Origin of the sequence: Mucilaginibacter sp. SJ (assembly GCF_028993635.1) — a bacterium.
Taxonomy (GTDB): Bacteria; Bacteroidota; Bacteroidia; order Sphingobacteriales; family Sphingobacteriaceae; genus Mucilaginibacter.
In genome coordinates this window covers 2,588,424-2,606,472 of record NZ_CP118631.1, presented here as the reverse complement: position 1 = coordinate 2,606,472, position 18,049 = coordinate 2,588,424, and the positions used below count along the sequence as shown (strand labels likewise).

Here is an 18,049-nt window from a genome sequence, read left to right as displayed (position 1 = left end):
GTGAAAATAAGGCTTAAATGGCTTTTGAAATCGTTTATAAGATTGTAGAATTGTATTTATTAACAAAAGATTTTCTAAAACATATTTGCTTTGAAAACAATACACAGCGTCCACCCAACGGATTTTAAAAGCTACGATACCACTACCATACGCGAAAGATTTTTGATAGATAAACAGGTTCAGCCCGACCAGATCAATTGTACCTATACCCATTACGACAGAATGATTGTAGGTATGGCCAACCCGGTAAGTAAAACACTTGAGCTGCCAAATTACCCAAACCTGCGTGCAGAATATTTTTTAGAACGCCGCGAAATCGGGATCATCAGCGTAGCCGGCCCCGGTATAGTAAAAGCCGACGGGCAGGTCTTTGAAGTGAACAAGCTTGATTGCCTGTACATTGGTAAAGGGACAAAAAACGTAACTTTTGAAAGTGCCGATCCATCAGTACCGGCTGTATTTTATCTGCTGTCATCACCGGCGCATGCGGTATACCCCACAACCCTGCTTACGCACGCCGATGCGGTTAAGGTTGAGCTGGGTTCGGTAGCAACGGCAAACAAACGCACTATTAATAAATATATCCACCTGGAAGGTGTACGGAGCTGCCAGCTGGTAATGGGCCTTACCATACTACATGAAGGCAGTGTTTGGAATACCATGCCGGCCCATGTGCACGACAGGCGTATGGAGGCATATTTTTATTTTGATGTACCTGCCGGTCAGAAGATTTTTCATTATATGGGCGAAGGACAGGAAACGAGGCATATCACCATGGATAATTACGATGCTGTGGTATCGCCGCCGTGGAGCATCCACTCGGGCAGCGGTACGGCAAATTACAGCTTTATTTGGGGTATGGCAGGCGAAAACCTCGACTACACCGACATGGACGCCATAGCTATAACAGATCTGAAATAATTATACATCAACCTTAAAAATATAGTTTAAGTGGAGAATCAATTTTCATTAGCCGGTAAAGTAATTGTAGTAACAGGCGGAACAGGCATATTAGGCAAAGCATTTATAGATGGTATTGTTGAGGCGGGGGGCGCGGTAGGCATTCTTGGCCGTAATGCCCAGGTAGCAGAAGAACGTGCCAACGCCATAAATGCAGCCGGGGGCAAAGCCATAGCATTGGTGGCCGATGTAATGAACGAGGCTGAACTGGTGGCCGCCAAAGATAAATTGCTGGCAGCTTTTGGCAGGATAGATGGCCTGGTGAACGGTGCGGGCGGCAACATGCCCGAAGGCGTTTTACAGCCCGATGAGGATATTTTTAAAATGAATATCGATGGCATGAAAAAAGTAATGGAGCTGAACCTTTGGGGTACACTGATCCCTACACAGGTTTTCGGCGAAGCCATTGCCAAAACAGGTAGGGGCAGCATCGTTAATATATCATCAATGAACTCAAAACGCGCCATAACCAAGGTATTAGGCTATAATATAGGCAAGGCCGCTGTTGATTGCTATAACCAATGGTTTGCGGTTGAGCTGGCTAACCGTTATGGTGATGCAATAAGGATGAACGCGTTGGCGCCTGGTTTTTTCCTTACAGAACAAAACCGTTACCTGCTCACTAAACCCGAAGGCGGTTATACCCAAAGGGGCGAACTGGTGATCAAACAAACACCTTTTAAACGCTTTGGCCATGCCGACGAACTGAAAGGAGCACTGGTATGGTTGCTGAGCGATGCCTCGGTATTTGTAACCGGTTCGATGATCTGCGTTGACGGAGGGTTTTCGATTTTTGGAGGAGTTTAGGGGAATAATATAACTAAGGTCATCCCGAATTTATTTCGGGATCCCATTGTTAAGGTCGGCTTCATACATGACGGTTACCTGGCGAGTGAGGTGCTGAAACAAGTTCAGCATGACCGCTGAGATATATGGCCGTAAAACTGGGCACAAACACAAGTGTTCAATTTTTTAAAAAACACAGTGTTCAATTTTTGATCTTGTAAAATATTAACTTGTTGATTATCAATGGGTATGTGTTCATTTCTGTTAAAGAGGTGCTTTTTAATAAAGTTAACTTGTTGATTATCAGTATTGTTTTTTTGAAGGTAAGTGAAAGTGTTTACACCTAAAAAAATTGAACACCTGGAAAATAGATAAAAAAGTTAAATCTATGGTGATAACACCTACCACAGGCTAACCAAATAATAGACCTACTATGAAACTAAGATTATCCATTATAACCCTGTTCTCCCTTGCCGGCTTTGCCGCAAGTGCACAAACCGTAACGCTCGATTATTACTTCAACCACGAAGTACATAAAGGAGTAACCGGGCAACCGGAACGCTTTCATTATCTGTGGGATGAAGCGGACAACAACGGTTTCAAGATCTTTGGCGAGGCTTTTACAAGCCGCGGCGCTAAGCTGGATACACTTGATGTAGCACCAACTTTGAGCAACCTGAAAGGTTCATCTGTTTATATCATAGTTGATCCTGATACCAAAAAGGAGAGCCTGAACCCTAACTATATCCAGGAAGATGATATTGAGCAGATAAGCGCATGGGTGAAAAAGGGCGGTGTTTTATTGATGATGGCGAATGACAGTGTAAACGTAGAACTATCGCATTTCAACAACCTTGCTGCCAAATTCGGGATGCATTTTAACAATGATCTGCAAAACCATGTTATTGATGATGCCCATTTTGAAAATGGCGCTATCTATGTTAAAAATAATCCGGTACTTAAAACAGCAACCAAGGTTTTCATGAAGGATGCATGTTCAATTGGCTTAAGCGGTGTTGCTGTATCTGTGCTTAAAAATAAAGAAGGAGCAACTATTATAGCATCTGCCAAATATGGTAAAGGAACGGTAATCGCCGTTGGCGATCCATGGCTGTATAATGAGTACGTGAATGGCAGGTTGCCGGCCGGCTATGAGAATGATAAGGCTGCGAATGATATCGCACAATGGCTTTTGAAACAGGCGAAGAAGTAAAAGGAAGCATCGAATAAAAAAGCATTATTGCGAGGTACAAAGCAATCCCCGATAAGCAGAGCTGCTCTGTATAGTTTGGGATTGCTTTGTACCTCGCAATGACGTTTTTGGGCTTATCTAATTCCTGAGATAAGTTTACAACGCCTTCTCCTTCGGCACAAAATCATTCATCACTGCCTCACGGATCAATGCCGGTGGCAGAATACCTTGCGACAGGATGAAATCATGAAAATGCAAAGCGTTGAATTTGCTGCCTAAGGCTACTTCTGTATCCTTACGGAGGGCAATCATCTTGGTAAAGCCATAAAAGTAACTGTTAGCCTGTCCGGGGGCGTTAATGGTATAGCGTTCAACCTCCTGGCGGGCAAATGCACGTGATTGTACCACATCATTCATTAACACGTCAAGCGCCTGCTGCTGGGTGATTTTACCGGCCTGCAATTCGGGATCAAGAAAGGCGCGGGCTGCCCTGAGCAGGCGGTAATCTAACGATACTAACTGACCTTCTAAAGGCATGTAAGGGCGGGTAATGTATTCGGAATATAAACCCCAGCCTTCTACGTTGGTTGAGTTAAATGCATATAATGCACGGGCTTGTGATACTCCTTCCTCTACCATTTTATCAAACTGCAGTTCGTGACCTGGCCTGGCTTCGTGGGCTATGATAGTCCATGAAGCGGCATCAAAAGTAAAGTCATCGTATTTGTCCGTAGCCTTTTCACCGGGTGACGAAGGCATGTTCAAAGGCAACACAAATACACCGCGCTGGCCGGTATTGTTCAGGAACGGCGGCGGCACCATGTGTGGGGCCGGGCTCTGCGCGGTTTCGGCGGCCGTAGCTAAACGGATAATAGCCGGGCGGTTTGGCAGCGTTACCAGTTGATGATCGCGAATGATGCCTTCAATATCTTTTAAATGCTGCTCGTACAGCGGAATAATAGAATCTCCGTGGATTTGCTCTTTTTTAAGTTCACGAATTACAGATCGATAGTCACCTGAGGGCAGGCCACGTTTCTTAGCTATCTGCCCGGCAATAGGCTTCATCTCGTCCTGGATCTGGTTGAACAGGGCATGTGCCATTTCAGCTACTTTCGCAGGGGGAATATCTATGCCATAAGCTTCGAGGTTCATAGCATACTCTTCGGGTGGGAGCCTGAAATCTGTACGGGCTTTTATCAGTACATTTGTTTTTACCCATTTGTCATAATCTTCCAGCTGTTTTTTCAGGATTGCATAAGGTTGTTCCCATCCGGTCACCTTGTATTTGGTACAAAGCTCGGCGATGCCGCTTACGATACTCGCATTGCGCGATAGATCGGTTTCCATGCGTTGCTTTGACGGATAGATCATGTTTTTACCTTCCATCTGGTGCTGTACACGTTCCCTGTAAATGGTTGTCAATGGTTTATAACCTTTTTCCAGTCCTACATACTTACGGATACGCATTACCGCTGCCTGGCGACGGGCTTCGGGGGTTTGATCGTCAAGCAGTGTTTCCAGTCCGCTGTAAATGGTTGAGGACGCATTTAAAAAAGGGACCTGGCGGCTCAACTCAAAGTCCTGCTGGCGAAAACCCAGTTTGAGGTGGGTTATAATGATATTGATATCCTGTTGAATAAAAGTATTTTTTTCAGTCTTAAGGGCTTCGGTAAGTTTAGCGACAACGGCCTCTTCATCCTTGCGTTCGGCCATGATGTTTTTGAGGGTTGGTACAGCGATGTCGCTGTCGTACTCTGCAAGGCCTTGCGATGATCCGTATTCGGGCGAGTATTTTTTATCCAGATCGATGATGATTTTGGTATACTCATTTGATTTGGCTACCCAGGCTTTTGTTTCGGCCGATTGCTGCGCCCGGGCATTAATGCCGATACCAGTCAATAGCACTAACAAACCGGTGCTTTTAAGTAGATTTTTGTTCATGGTCAATTTAAATTATGAATGGCAAGTTACTTAATTTGACCGTTGATATTTTTGATTACGTTGATTTCGCTGATAATAGCACATTTTGACTTTTTCGGCATTGCTGGCGACGACATCAACGACGGCACAACGATATACGTTAAATGAAACAGCCTGTCTTTTCGTAGCGAAAAGACAGGCTGTAGAACAGATCAACGCAATCAGCGTAATCAGTCAAAAAAATCAACGGTTAAAAGCGGTACCCTAAAGTAAGGAATGCATTGTTGTTAGTTTTTTTCAAATCGGCGAAAGGACTGGTCGCACCTACTTCATAAGGGAAAATGGTTTGTTTGCCGGTTACCCTCGCGTAAGTAGCGTCAACAAAATAAGCACCAAAGTGGAAGCCTATGCCGCCACTAACTGTTTTAATATTGCTGCCCAGGTCTTTCATCGGGTTGCCCTGCTGGCTGTAACCGCCGCGCAGATAAACGAGGCTGTTCACGTTTACTTCGGCGCCCACATGAAGGTTCACTGTTGAGCGGTAAAGTGATTTGATATCGCTGTTATCACCATCGGCAGTATAGCTGTCGTTACTGCTTAAATGAGTAGTGGTATAATCGATATATTCAACATCGCCGCTTATGAAACCATATTTGCCTATGAAAACAGACGCGCCACCTGCCAATTTTAACGGCGTACGCAGATTGTAGCTTAGCTGATATGGTTCGGATACGTTTTGATAACTCTTGCCACCTGTGTATTGTGTGGCAAGCCCTTCGGCATATGAATCATCAATATTATAAAACGTTGGTGAGGTAAATGTAAAACCTAAACGTAAGGCCTGTATAGGTTTATAAATAATACCCAATTTGGCGTTGAAGCCCGAGCCTTTGGTACTTTGGTCTTGCGCAAAAGTGGATGAAAAGTCGGTAGGGTTGCCGCCATTGGTTATAATGGCGTTGCCATTTTCGGTAAACCTGGCATGCGAGTTATACCTGATATCGGTAATAGCCAGTCCCAAACCTATATAAAGCTTATTGCTGTAATTGGCGCCAAACGAAAGGTTAAACTCCGACTGGCCGCCGGTACGGGTAATCCCTGCCAGCTGCCTTACCGGAACATTCACTGTACTTGCATACGAATTTGGGTCAGTTGCAGGGCCAAAATTATCGATCAGGATATGATCATATGCCCAGCCATCGAGCCCGGTGGGGTTAACACTGCCATATTGAGATACTTCGCGCTTGGCAATACCTGCATAATAATCAGAAATAGAACTGGTTTGGTTGGTGCCGCCGTAAGCAACGTTTTCATAAAAGTTATTGGTACGGCTGTAGCCAGCGCCATAATTGATACTTAGCCAGCCTTTGCTTTTGTCGCGCCCACGAGTGGTTAGCTGCTGATAAAATACGATGGCTGCGTTGCTCATGTTCACATCGTTACGGTTGGCGCTTCCTGCCTGCCCAAAAAAGCTGGAGCTTATTTTGGAGTTATCATACTCGGGGGTAATACTAACCTCCGAGTGTGTAAAAAAGCCTAAGCCGGCGGGATTGCCGCTAACCGAGCTCAAATCGCCGCCTACAGCTGTGCCGGCGTTGCCAATAGCTTTGATACGTGAGGTTGATCCGGTTTGAAAGGTTGAAAACCTGATGGCATCCTGTGAGTATTGCGCAAAGCTATCTTTAGTAATTGCTACTATAGCAATTACGCTTAGTAAATACTTGATTTTCATAAAATTCAGGTAAAAATATAAGATTTAGGTTTAAGGTCTTGATGGTCTGCCGCCACCACCGCCACTGCTGCTGCCGGTACTACGTGAGCTGCCGCCGCTGCTTGAACTTGATGATGGTGTATATGATGGTTGTTGTGTTGTACGTTCAACCTGTGGTTGTCTGTAAACCGGTTGTGCGTCACCTCGTGATGGTGCTGCATCCGTACGGGCAGGACGTGCATAACGGGTGCCATTGCTGTTGTTATAGGTATTGTTTGCGTTATTGTTGCCGGTACTGTAGGTGTTTGTGCGGCTGCCCAATGGTCTGTTGCGGCCTCCGGGAACATAACCTATGCCTGAAACGGCACTGCTAACAGGACGGCCACCACTGCCTGCAAACGGATTGCCATTACCACGGTAAGGACGTGCTGTACCTGATGAAGCATAGCCTCCACCATAGTAACCGCCATATCCACCGTATCCGTAACCGCCGCCGTAATAACCGCCGTATCCATAACCTCCATAACCCCAGCCACCATATCCGTAGCCTAATCCCCAACCGCCATATCCCCAGCCAAGGCCATATCCGTATCCTGGTCCCCAGCCGCCGTAGCCGCCATAACCGAGGCCGCCGTAATAGCCGCCTAAGCCAGCATAACCAAGGCCGTAGTTGTAGTAAGGATAGCTATTATATGCTGAATAAAAGTCATCGTAATAACCAAAAGGGGAAAAATAACTGAAACGGTTTATACGTGCCGAATAATCATCGTAGTAAAAGTAATCATCGTCATCATCACTATATCCATCTTCTGCAATCGGGGTTTGGTTATAAGCCGGCTGTTGTGCATAAACAGGTTCATCGCCCGCTCGTGCATCAGAAAAATAAACGTTGTCATTACTTTGGTTTGATGCAAGCTTGGTTGTAGAGCAGGAACTCAATGCCATGGCACCGATGATAAACATTCCTATCGCGATGTTCCGTTTCATATGCAGGTTAGTAAAAAGTTCAAGGTCAAATAAGTTTTAAATTTATAAATTTGGCAGCAATATACAACAATTACACAAGTCCAAATTCTATCCAATCAATATGAGCAAAGGTGTTATTAGTAAAGACGAAGATTATTCGCAATGGTTTAACGACTTAGTAATTAAATCTGACATGGCCGAGTATTCGCCGGTCAGAGGCTGTATGATCATTAAACCGTACGGTTATTCGATATGGGAAAAGATCCAGGCGGTACTTGACGAGATGTTTAAAGATACCGGTCACAGTAATGCTTACTTCCCGCTTTTAATACCCAAGTCATTCTTTAGTAAAGAAGCCAGCCATGTTGACGGTTTTGCCAAAGAATGTGCTGTTGTAACCCATTACCGCCTCAAAAATGATGGCGAAGGAAATATTATTGTTGACGAGGAAGCCAAGCTTGAAGAAGAGCTCATCATCCGCCCAACATCAGAGACTATTATCTGGAACACTTACAAGGGTTGGATCCAATCATACCGCGACCTGCCTATCCTGGTTAACCAATGGGCCAACGTAATGCGCTGGGAAATGCGCACCCGTTTGTTTTTGCGTACCAGCGAGTTTTTATGGCAGGAAGGCCACACCGCGCATGCAACGGCTGAAGAAGCGGTAGCCGAAACCGAGCAAATGCTGAACGTATATGCCGATTTTGCCGAAAACTGGATGGCATTGCCGGTAGTAAAAGGCCGTAAAACTGCTAATGAGCGTTTTGCCGGTGCTTTGGATACTTATTGCATTGAGGCGCTGATGCAGGATGGTAAAGCTTTACAAGCCGGTACATCGCACTTTTTAGGACAGAACTTTGCCAAAGCTTTTGATGTAAAGTTCACCAATAAAGAAAATAAGCTCGATTATGTTTGGGCTACTTCATGGGGTGTTTCAACCCGTTTGATTGGCGCGCTGATCATGGCGCATAGTGATGATGCCGGTTTGGTATTGCCTCCCAAAATTGCGCCTATAAAAGTGGTTGTAGTACCTATCTACAAACACCAGGAAGAGCTTGATAACATTTCGGCGTACGTAGCAGCCCTGAGCAAAGAACTTAAGGCCAAAGGCATATCGGTTAAATTTGATAACCGCGATACCCACCGCCCGGGTGCTAAATTTGCTGAATATGAATTGAAAGGTGTACCGGTACGTGTAGCTATCGGTAGCCGTGATATGCAGAACGGAACAGTTGAGCTGGCCCGTCGTGATACCAAGACTAAAGAAACTGTTAACCAGGAAGGTCTTGCACAAACTATCGAAAACCTGCTTGAAGAGATCCAACAAAATATCTATAAAAAAGCGTTTGATTTCCGTGCCGAAAACACCACCGAGGTGGATACCTGGGACGAGTTTAAACGCATGCTCGACGAGCAACCCGGCTTTATCAGCGCGCACTGGGATGGCACATCCGAAACCGAACAAAAAATAAAAGAGGAAACTAAGGCGACAATCCGTTGCATACCTTTAAATAATAAACAGGAAGAAGGTAAATGTATTTTGACAGGTAAGCCATCGACGCAGCGGGTGTTATTTGCGAGGGCGTATTAAATGTTAGTGAGTGGTTGAATGGGTTGATTAAGTGAGTGGTTGGTATTTCAATCTTCTTGCTGAGGATTAGAATTTCTTCATAACTTTATCAATCGGATAACCTAAACAACTATTCACTAATTGAATAATAATGGCTTCATTTACAGATCTTGAAACATGGAAACAAGCACGGAAAATTAGAAATATCATTTCTGGATTTGTAAAAAACTTTCCTGTTGAAGAAAGGTATAGACTTACAGATCAAATTGTCCGTTCTTCTCGTTCTATAGGCAATAATTTAGCTGAGGGACACGGCAGGTTTCATTATCAGGATAATATTCGCTTTTGTATAATGGCCAGAGGATCCTTAACAGAAACACTCGATCATTTGATAATCGCATTAGATGAAGAGATTATAACAAACGAGACACTGCAAGCGTTTCAGGTAGAATACGATAGTTGCCTGAGATTAATAAATGGTTACATTCAGTATTTAAAGACAAAAAAAGGAACAGTTGATTAAGTGAATGGTTGATTGAGTGAGTTGTTAATTCCGAAAGCAAACCACTCACTTAATCAACCCGATCAACCACTCACCTAAAAAATACAACCACTCACCACTCATGAAATTCGCAACTAAAGCAATACACGCAGGGCAGGAGCCCGATCCAACTACCGGCGCTATCATGACGCCAATATATCAAACATCAACCTACTGGCAAAAATCGCCGGGGGATAATAAGGGCTATGAGTACTCGCGTGGTACCAACCCTACCCGTAAGGCTTTGGAAGATTGTTTGGCTGCTTTGGAAAATGCAAAGTTTGGCTTGGCGTTTTCGAGCGGCATGGGCGCTACCGATGCGGTGATGAAGCTGCTTGCCCCGGGCGATGAGGTTATTACCGGTAACGATCTTTACGGAGGCTCATACCGGATTTTTACTAAGATCTTTGCCAACTACGGTATCAAGTTCCACTTTTTAGATCTGTCTGATCCGGAGCTTGTTCGCGCTCATGTGAATGATAAAACCAAGTTGGTTTGGATTGAAACACCAACCAATCCTACTATGCGCATTGTAGATGTGGAAGCCATCGGTAAGATCACCAAAGAAAAGAATCTGCTTTTTGTGGTTGATAATACCTTTGCATCACCATACCTGCAAAATCCTATAGATCTGGGTGCTGATATTGTAATGCATTCGGTAACCAAATACATTGGCGGCCATAGCGATGTGGTAATGGGTGCACTGATGCTGAACGATGAAGAACTTTATAAAAAGCTCTGGTTCATCTATAACGCCTGCGGAGCCACTCCTGGACCGATGGATAGTTTCCTCGTTTTGAGAGGTATCAAAACCCTGCACCTGCGTATGAAAGCCCATTGCGAAAACGGCAGGCAGATTGCCGAGTTTTTGAAAGATCACCCTAAGGTTGAAAAGATCTATTGGCCTGGCTTTACCGATCATCCTAATCATGATATCGCCAAAAAACAAATGCGCGATTTTGGTGGTATGATCAGCATCGTATTGAAAGGTGCCGATCTGCAGGAGACTTTCCGTATTGCTTCGTCATTTAAAGTATTTTCATTGGCCGAGTCATTAGGAGGAGTTGAATCATTGATCAATCACCCGGTAAGCATGACCCACGGCTCAATTCCCAAAGCCGAGCGTGAAAAAGCCGGCGTAGTTGATAACCTGCTGCGCCTGAGCGTTGGTGTGGAAGATATTGAGGACTTGCTCGAGGATATTAAACAAGCTTTAAGTTAAAGTAGCAGTGGCAGCGGTTAGTAGCAGTTGTTTTAATTTAGTTAAATGAGTAACTGCTACTGCTACCGCAACTGCCACTAATAAAATCATGACAGAAAATCTCAAAGCCTTCCTCGACGCGAAAGTTGCCCAATATAACCGCCCCGAATTTATTGAGAATGATCCGATCTCCATCCCGCATATGTTTAGCCAAAAACAGGATATCGAGATTATGGGCTTTTGGGCTGCTACACTGGCCTGGGGACAACGGGTTACCATCATCAAAAAATGTAAGGAACTGATAGCCTTGATGGATGGTGCTCCATTTGATTTTATCATCAACCACGAAGAACCCGATCTGAAAAAACTGCTGAAGTTTAAGCACCGGACATTTAATGATGTGGATACGCTGTATTTTATCGCGTTTTTTAGGCAGCATTACGAAAAGTTTGAATCGTTGGAAGACGCGTTTATGCCGATGTCCCCCGGCCCCCTAAAGGGGGAGCAAAAGGATCAGGTAGTTGAGGTTGCCTTAAATTACTTTCGGTCATATTTCTTTTCCCTGCCTGATTTTCCCCATCGTACAAAAAAACACGTATCATCACCGTCACAAAAATCAACATGCAAACGGCTGAATATGTTTTTGCGCTGGATGGTGCGGAAGGACGATAACGGCGTTGATTTTGGCATCTGGAACCGCGTCAAACCGGCCGGTCTGATCTGTCCGCTTGATTTGCATGTTGACAGGGTATCGCGCAAACTCAATCTTATTAACCGCAAGCAAACCGATTGGCAAACGGCCGTTGAACTGACCGAAAGACTCCGCGAGTTCGATCCTAACGACCCGGTTAAATATGATTTTGCTTTGTTTGGTTTGGGGATTGAAGAACGCTGGGGTGTGCAGTTTTAAATATAGTAGTATCCTATTTGCCCAAAACTACAATGTCTGGCTTAGGCGCATCAACAAGCTCTGTGCGTACCAATGTGCCGTTATTGAAATAATAATAATGATATGATAATGGTTTTGATTGGGCATCTGCTGAAGCTATTCGCCTGTAAACTGCGTGTTGCGATGTCTCTTCGACTAACTCCAAATTGTATTTCTCGGAATTTTTAAATTCGCTTTCACTCATCCCAATAGTATAATGTTTTACACTACAACCGGAGAATATCAGTAGAATTGACAGAATAATGAGCGTGTTTTTTAGAGCAGACATGTGACTTAGTTTATTTTTCTTGTGTTGCAGGTATGACTCACGCGAGAAACAAAGGTTTATTCACTATCTGTTGTTTTTTGCCATTACGCCTCCTCCTTAAAATAAACTTTATAATAATTCATCGCCCGGCCATCGTCAAAGCCTTTCTCAATCAGTTCTTTATCGCCGTGAATATAGATGTGGAAGTTTTTATCAAGCTTTAAAACGCTTTTGTAAACACGGGCCTGTTTTTTTACAGCATTTTCTGATATAATAAAATTATCGGCAATAGGGCTGTCAAATTCCTGCTCGTACTGGTTTTTGAAATTTTTGAACGATTCGATGGCTTGTTCGTTGCCGATTACCTCGTTCGAAAACTCCTCCATATCAAAGGTTTCCTTTTCTTTAAAATACTTCATGGAGCGGTTCAGCAGGTCTATCTTGTCGGCTTTGCTCATTTCAAACTCATCATCAAGCTTTTCGGTCACGAAGTTTTTGTAGATACCGAGCGTATTGTTGGTTTGGTTAAAACTGTCATTCCGGATCTTTAGCTGCAAAAAATCATCTTTCCAGAAACGGGCAGCTTCCTGTCCGCCGTTGATTTTATCAACAACCACTACTTTGTAGCCGTTCTCTTTTTCGATATTGAAGATCAATACACCTTTATCCAGCTTATTGATGTTGATGGCGTCCTGCTCATAGTCAACCTGGAAACCACCCTTGTCGGGATAAACTTTAAGGTAAGTTTCCTTGTTTTCCGACTTGAAGATCCCGATGACATCCAGTGGGTTGCCTTCAATTTGTACTTTATTAAAGTAAACCACATAAAGTTCACCGCCTTTAATATTAGGGTGATTGGTAACCTTGTACAAATGTTTCGCTATTTTCTCAGATGCCTCATGAAACTTAGTGTTGTCATCAAATACCTGTGTGGCAAAGTGATGGAGTTCGTTCAGTTCCAGGTCGCCACTGCTATGCATCAGGTGATAAACCTCGTTAGCCTTTTCAAAAGGTTTCAGAAAATATTGCATAAGCAGGTTGGGAATAATCTCATCCTTTAATTCCAACGGCTGTTCGGAAAGTGCATACATCTCTTCCTGCGACTGATTACCAACGTGATGTACCGAAATAGTATCGAGCGAAGCTTCAAAAAAAGTTACCATAATTGCCTGCGAAGGTAAAGATTTTAGTTAATGGTTCACGGATCATAGTTCATGGCGTGCCTGCGTTTTTCATGTTCAAGTCATATGGAGATGGATTAGAAGGAGTAGATAAGAAAAATCACCACGAAATAACGACCTTTGCACTTTGGTAAATTAGGCGGGCTTAGGCCATGATCTATGAACCATTAACTATCAACAAAAAAATGACAGATAATACCGATACCATAGTTGCCCTTGCCACACCAAACGGCGTGGGCGCCATTGCTGTGATCCGCCTTTCGGGCCCTGATGCCATAAACATAGCCAACAGTGTTTTTAAAGGCAAAGACCTGAGCAAACAGGCATCGCATACTATCCATTTCGGCAGTATTGCTGATGGCGATTTGATTTTGGACGAGGTACTGGTATCGTTGTTTGTTGGTCCGCGGTCATACACCCGCGAAAACGTGGTTGAGATTTCGTGCCATGCTTCGGGTTATATTATTGAAAGTATCATTAAACTGTTCATCAAAAAAGGTGCACGGTCGGCCAAACCCGGTGAATTTACCCTAAGGGCATTCCTCAATGGTCAGCTCGACCTGAGCCAGGCCGAGGCTGTTGCCGATCTGATCGCCTCCAACTCCAAAGCATCGCAGCAGGTGGCCCTGCAACAACTTCGCGGAGGCTTCAGCACTCAGTTACAGGCCCTGCGCGAGCAACTGGTAAACTTTGCTTCGCTCATTGAACTGGAACTCGATTTTGCTGAGGAAGATGTAGAGTTTGCCAACCGTGATCAGCTGAAACAGTTGATCCATGAAATCACCAAAATCGTTGGCCGGTTAGTTAACTCATTTGAGTTGGGTAATGCCATTAAAAATGGTGTAAACACTGTAATAGCAGGCAGGCCAAATGCGGGTAAATCAACCCTGCTGAACGCCCTGCTTAATGAAGAGCGTGCCATAGTGAGCCACATCCCCGGAACCACAAGGGATACGATTGAAGAGGTGCTGAATATCCAGGGCATTAATTTCAGGCTGATTGATACTGCCGGGATCCGGGAAGCTACCGATGCTATTGAACAGATTGGCGTACAGCGCACCATGGAAAAGATCAGCCAGTCGGCCCTGTTGGTTTATGTTTTTGACGCCGCTAAAATTACTATTGAAGAACTGAATAGTGATATCGCCAGCCTGCAAAAACCCGGGGTTACCATGTTAGTGGTAGCCAATAAAGCAGATTTGTTAAATAAGTCAGAAAGCCAGCAAGTCGAAAAGTCCGAAAGAAGCTTCGCTGATTTATTCGATAATGCTTACGGTTTCGGGGAACGAGGTTTATTCACTTCTCCATCCCCCGACTTTCGGACATTCGGAGTTCCGGACATAATTTTTATCTCCGCCAAAGAAAAACATCATATTGACGAATTGAAACACAAGATCTACTCGTCTGCCGTAAAAGACCAGCTCAGTGGCGATGAAACGCTGGTAACCAATATCCGCCACCTCGAAGCCTTACAAAAAACTGAAGAGGCGCTTGTAAGGGTATTGGGCGGTATTGATGGCAGTATAACTTCCGATTTTTTGTCGATGGATATTAAACAGGCGCTTCACTATCTCGGTGAGATCACCGGCGTTGTTACCACAGATGATTTGCTGGAGAATATATTTAGTAAATTTTGCATCGGCAAATAGGTACGCAGGCTGACAAATGTTTACTAATATTGAGAGCGTTCACCTGCACTTCTACCTTACGTTAACCAACCCTGCCAATAAATTGGTCAAGATCGTCGTCTTTAGCTAATTTAAGTTTTTGTTTAAGCCTGTACCTGGCCATGCGGATACTTTTTGGCTCAACGCCAAGGCGGTTAGCTATTTCCTTGGTATCAAGCCCCATTAAAATATATGAGCAATATTTTAGGTCGAGGCGGGTAAGGCTGTTTTCGGCCTGTTGCTGCAGGGCATTGAAAAAACCGGGACGACTTTGGCTTATGACCTGCTGCTCATCAATACTTTTATCCATCCGCAGGTTTTGGTTAATGATGCGGCCCATCTGCCTGGCTACAGCCGGAGAATCGGCCTTGCGCGATTTTTCTTTTAGCAACTCGAGAATAGCGTTTTTCTCTTCAATCTTCAATGAACCGGCCAGTAACTCTTTTTCCAGCCATTCAGTACGGTCCTGTAACAACTCCTGTTGGGCCTTTGCATGGGCATGTTCTTTTTCGCGCAGGGAGACCTGCAGTTCGGCTTCCTGTTTCTCGAGCATTAAGCGCTGGGCTTCGGCTTGTTGTAATTGCGCCAGAAGCTTTATTTCTTCTTTCTCCTGTTCGGTAAGCTGTTTTTGCTGCTGCGATGCTTTTAGTTTGTAATGGTAAGAGCTTAACAACAGCCCGAGTAAAATAATACTTGCCGACCCGATAGCTACATAAAGCCAGTTGAGTTGCTTATTAAAATCGGCGCGTTCGCGCAGGCGGGCAATCTCATTTTCTTTAAGTACAGATTGATATTCCTCTTCCAGTTGCTGAACGGTAGCCAGTTTCTGGCTGTCAAATACCTTGCTGTAGTAGTCGATATATTTTTTGTAATAATCGAGCGCTTTGGCCTTGTCGCCGCTTTTTTCGGCTACGTTTGCAAGTCCTAACATTAACCGCGACCGTGTGATAGCGATGCCGGGGGCAGAATCCTTTAATTCGGATATCCCTGTGAGCAGGTATTGCTCTGCCTTTTTTGGCGCCCCTTCGCGCAGCGCATATTCGCTCAATATGCCGTAGCAATTGGCAATTATTTCTTTGCCGTTGGTGCGCCTGGCAATATCAAGTGCCATGTTAACATAGCTATAAGCGCTGTCTTTATAAGCGGGAGGATAGTATTTGAAATAACTGTTTGCGATATTGAGGGCCGTGGCCGAAGCATTACTTTGCAAAAGTATTTTTTCCGTATTATGCCGGTAGGTGGCTAACGCAACCCGGTAATATACCATTGACGAATCAAGCAGTGCACGCCTGTACCTATTCTTTTCAAAAGCCGAAAAAAAACTGTGGCCCAGGGTCATGTAGCCTAATAATAAATCATCCGGATATAAGCTTCGCTTAGCCGCCGAAAGGCAATCTGACGCGTATTTGCGCTGTTTAAGGGTATCACTGCCGTAAGCGTAAATGCTTGCTATGTAATGATTGATGAGTGTTTTATAGCTGCAAGCGCGCCGGTCGTCGGCGTATTGTATTAGTTGTTCGGCTTTCAGCAAACCTGACATGGCCTTTTCATTATTGCCTTTTACCAATTCCAGCCAGCCTTTGCGTAGCCAGGCAAAAGAAACCAGCACGTTATTTTTTGATTTTGTGGCTATCTGTACCGCGCTGTCGATAAAAAGGGAAGCCCGGTGTTGCTGGTTTTTCTGCATCAGCAAATATCCCATAGTTGCATAACAAAAAGCGGTGGCACCGGCATCGGCGTTCTCTTTTGCCACGGTTATGGCCTTGCCCGCGTTGGTTATGGATGCATCAATGTTTTTCTCAACGGTGGCCCTGGCAAGTTCGGCCATTACAACTGGTTTTTCGCGGCTGCCGGCAGTTTTTAAAACTTGCTGTAGCGAGTCGGTTACGAGTGATTGGGCCTGGGCTATGGTTGTGTATGATATTAAAAAAAGGGAGGTTATTGCGGTGATTGTATTCGTCAAAGGCATATAAAAGGTATTATTTCTTGCTTTAGGTATTACCCGGATATTAAGCCGATAATTAAATATCTGCATTATAACACAGAAGTTTAAGTAATTGTTGTAGATGATTTGTAGACACTGTTAATCAGGATGGTAGACGGCTTGTAGTCGTCGTTCTTTTGAATCAGGGCATATAGGCGGCTAATTTTGGATCACATCATTTATCGTTTAACCTTAAAAAACAAAAAGTTATGACAAACAAAAGCATGTCCATTGTAGCTTACATCACTATTATTGGTTGGATAGTGTCTTATCTTGAATATAAAAAGCGAGCTGATAAAAGTCCTTTGGTTAATTATCACCTCGGTCAATCGCTCGGCCTCATTATTTTATCAGTGATCCTGGGAGTTGCTCTTTCGGTATTGGCAGCAATTGTCCCGGCCCTTTCGGTTGTATCGCTGGTTATCAGCATCCTTACGTTTGTATTGCTGCTGCTGGGTATTATAGCCGCCAATAATGAGGCCATTAAACCGTTGCCGGTAGTGGGTAAATTATTTGAAGGCAAATTTGATTTCTCCAAATAATTCTCCCATAAAGCAGGCAAACGGCCATATCCTGGAAGCCATTTTTTACCTTTTACCTATCACTATATTTTAATTAACGAACCCGGATCGCCAACAAATGCCGGCTTTCCGGGTTTATATCAATTCAACAGGCTGTATGCTGCTACAATCATCGCAGGTGCCTCCCGGGGGGGCTGAAGAGCTTTTAATTATTAACCTGATTGGCCAGGGTCGTTACGCCGAAGCATACCTGCTTTTAAAAACGGAAACGCCCCAGCGGCCGGCCAGCTTGTTTAACCTTGCTTTATGTTTTTACTGGCTTGGCAGCTATCGTGAAACACTGGTTTGCCTTGATAAGGCCCAGATGTTACTGCCGATTGATCAGGGCGGGATAAGCCTTAACAGCGATAATTTTTACAAAGCCATCAGGGAAAAGCAAAATCTTGCCGATGAATACAAAATGCCCCTCACGTCAAAATATATTGCTTTGTTTGGTGGGGTGGCGAAGGATAATATCGCGCGGCTTAAAACAGATTGCTGGCTGCAGCTTGAAGCATATCAAAAGGTTATTGAGATTGCTACTCCCATTGCGCACAAAAATTATAAAAACATTGCCGATGCGTTGCGGATAGCCAAAGAACGAATTTAAA

Annotated in this window: 16 protein-coding genes; 10 read left to right on the top strand and 6 right to left on the bottom strand. The window is 44.2% G+C overall.

Annotated features, from left to right (window positions below; translation table 11 throughout):
* Positions 1 to 90: 90 nt before the first annotated feature.
* The 3 genes from kduI to MusilaSJ_RS10375 all read left to right on the top strand — a co-directional run bounded on the left by kduI (position 91) and on the right by MusilaSJ_RS10375 (position 2,959).
* Positions 91 to 921, top strand: coding sequence for a 5-dehydro-4-deoxy-D-glucuronate isomerase (gene kduI, locus MusilaSJ_RS10385; protein ID WP_274989908.1), 831 nt, complete (start codon positions 91 to 93; stop codon positions 919 to 921).
* Positions 922 to 951: 30 nt separating this feature from the next.
* Positions 952 to 1,767: an SDR family oxidoreductase gene (locus MusilaSJ_RS10380; RefSeq protein WP_112654753.1), complete on the top strand. Its 816-nt coding sequence runs from the start codon at positions 952 to 954 to the stop codon at positions 1,765 to 1,767.
* A 412-nt stretch (positions 1,768 to 2,179) separates the two neighbouring features.
* Entirely contained in the window at positions 2,180 to 2,959 is a 780-nt protein-coding gene (locus MusilaSJ_RS10375; RefSeq protein WP_274989907.1) for a DUF4350 domain-containing protein, read from the top strand.
* 135 nt (positions 2,960 to 3,094) lie between these two features.
* On the opposite strand, the gene MusilaSJ_RS10370 is transcribed toward MusilaSJ_RS10375, so the two are convergent.
* From MusilaSJ_RS10370 to MusilaSJ_RS10360, 3 genes are all read right to left on the bottom strand, one after another.
* The gene (locus MusilaSJ_RS10370; RefSeq protein ID WP_274989906.1) at positions 3,095 to 4,879 is read right to left on the bottom strand and encodes a DUF885 domain-containing protein; all 1,785 of its coding nucleotides are present in this window, start codon (positions 4,877 to 4,879) and stop codon (positions 3,095 to 3,097) included.
* Positions 4,880 to 5,108: 229 nt separating this feature from the next.
* On the bottom strand, positions 5,109 to 6,590 hold the full coding sequence (locus MusilaSJ_RS10365) for an OmpP1/FadL family transporter (RefSeq protein ID WP_274989905.1): 1,482 nt from the start codon (positions 6,588 to 6,590) through the stop codon (positions 5,109 to 5,111).
* Between the two features lie 30 nt (positions 6,591 to 6,620).
* Positions 6,621 to 7,556, bottom strand: coding sequence for a hypothetical protein (locus tag MusilaSJ_RS10360; protein WP_274989904.1), 936 nt, complete (start codon positions 7,554 to 7,556; stop codon positions 6,621 to 6,623).
* A gap of 100 nt (positions 7,557 to 7,656) precedes the next feature.
* On the opposite strand from MusilaSJ_RS10360, the gene proS reads away from it, so the two are divergent.
* The 4 genes from proS to MusilaSJ_RS10340 all read left to right on the top strand — a co-directional run bounded on the left by proS (position 7,657) and on the right by MusilaSJ_RS10340 (position 11,760).
* Positions 7,657 to 9,129, top strand: a complete 1,473-nt coding sequence (proS, locus tag MusilaSJ_RS10355) for a proline--tRNA ligase (RefSeq protein ID WP_274989903.1) — start codon at positions 7,657 to 7,659, stop codon at positions 9,127 to 9,129.
* Between the two features lie 130 nt (positions 9,130 to 9,259).
* A complete protein-coding gene (locus tag MusilaSJ_RS10350; protein WP_274989902.1) occupies positions 9,260 to 9,631 on the top strand; it encodes a four helix bundle protein in 372 nt (123 codons plus the stop codon).
* 100 nt (positions 9,632 to 9,731) lie between these two features.
* On the top strand, positions 9,732 to 10,871 hold the full coding sequence (locus MusilaSJ_RS10345) for a cystathionine gamma-synthase (protein ID WP_121230793.1): 1,140 nt from the start codon (positions 9,732 to 9,734) through the stop codon (positions 10,869 to 10,871).
* Between the two features lie 88 nt (positions 10,872 to 10,959).
* Positions 10,960 to 11,760, top strand: coding sequence for a TIGR02757 family protein (locus MusilaSJ_RS10340; RefSeq protein WP_274989901.1), 801 nt, complete (start codon positions 10,960 to 10,962; stop codon positions 11,758 to 11,760).
* 13 nt (positions 11,761 to 11,773) lie between these two features.
* Here the strand turns inward: MusilaSJ_RS10340 and MusilaSJ_RS10335 are convergent, their stop codons facing one another.
* A complete protein-coding gene (locus MusilaSJ_RS10335) occupies positions 11,774 to 12,067 on the bottom strand; it encodes a hypothetical protein (protein ID WP_274989900.1) in 294 nt (97 codons plus the stop codon).
* Between the two features lie 83 nt (positions 12,068 to 12,150).
* Entirely contained in the window at positions 12,151 to 13,209 is a 1,059-nt protein-coding gene (locus MusilaSJ_RS10330; RefSeq protein WP_274989899.1) for a nucleoid-associated protein, read from the bottom strand.
* 170 nt (positions 13,210 to 13,379) lie between these two features.
* Here MusilaSJ_RS10330 and mnmE point away from each other — a divergent pair, with 170 nt between their 5' ends.
* Entirely contained in the window at positions 13,380 to 14,876 is a 1,497-nt protein-coding gene (gene mnmE / locus MusilaSJ_RS10325; RefSeq protein ID WP_274989898.1) for a tRNA uridine-5-carboxymethylaminomethyl(34) synthesis GTPase MnmE, read from the top strand.
* Between the two features lie 61 nt (positions 14,877 to 14,937).
* On the opposite strand, the gene MusilaSJ_RS10320 is transcribed toward mnmE, so the two are convergent.
* Positions 14,938 to 16,929: a LuxR C-terminal-related transcriptional regulator gene (locus MusilaSJ_RS10320; RefSeq protein WP_274989897.1), complete on the bottom strand. Its 1,992-nt coding sequence runs from the start codon at positions 16,927 to 16,929 to the stop codon at positions 14,938 to 14,940.
* Between the two features lie 158 nt (positions 16,930 to 17,087).
* Between MusilaSJ_RS10320 and MusilaSJ_RS10315 the strand changes: the two genes are divergently transcribed.
* Positions 17,088 to 17,420 carry a magnetosome magnetite crystal formation protein family gene (locus tag MusilaSJ_RS10315; protein ID WP_274989896.1) on the top strand — a complete coding sequence of 111 codons (333 nt, stop codon included), beginning with the start codon at positions 17,088 to 17,090 and terminating at the stop codon, positions 17,418 to 17,420.
* Between the two features lie 136 nt (positions 17,421 to 17,556).
* Positions 17,557 to 18,048, top strand: coding sequence for a hypothetical protein (locus MusilaSJ_RS10310; RefSeq protein ID WP_274989895.1), 492 nt, complete (start codon positions 17,557 to 17,559; stop codon positions 18,046 to 18,048).
* Position 18,049: the final 1 nt, after the last annotated feature.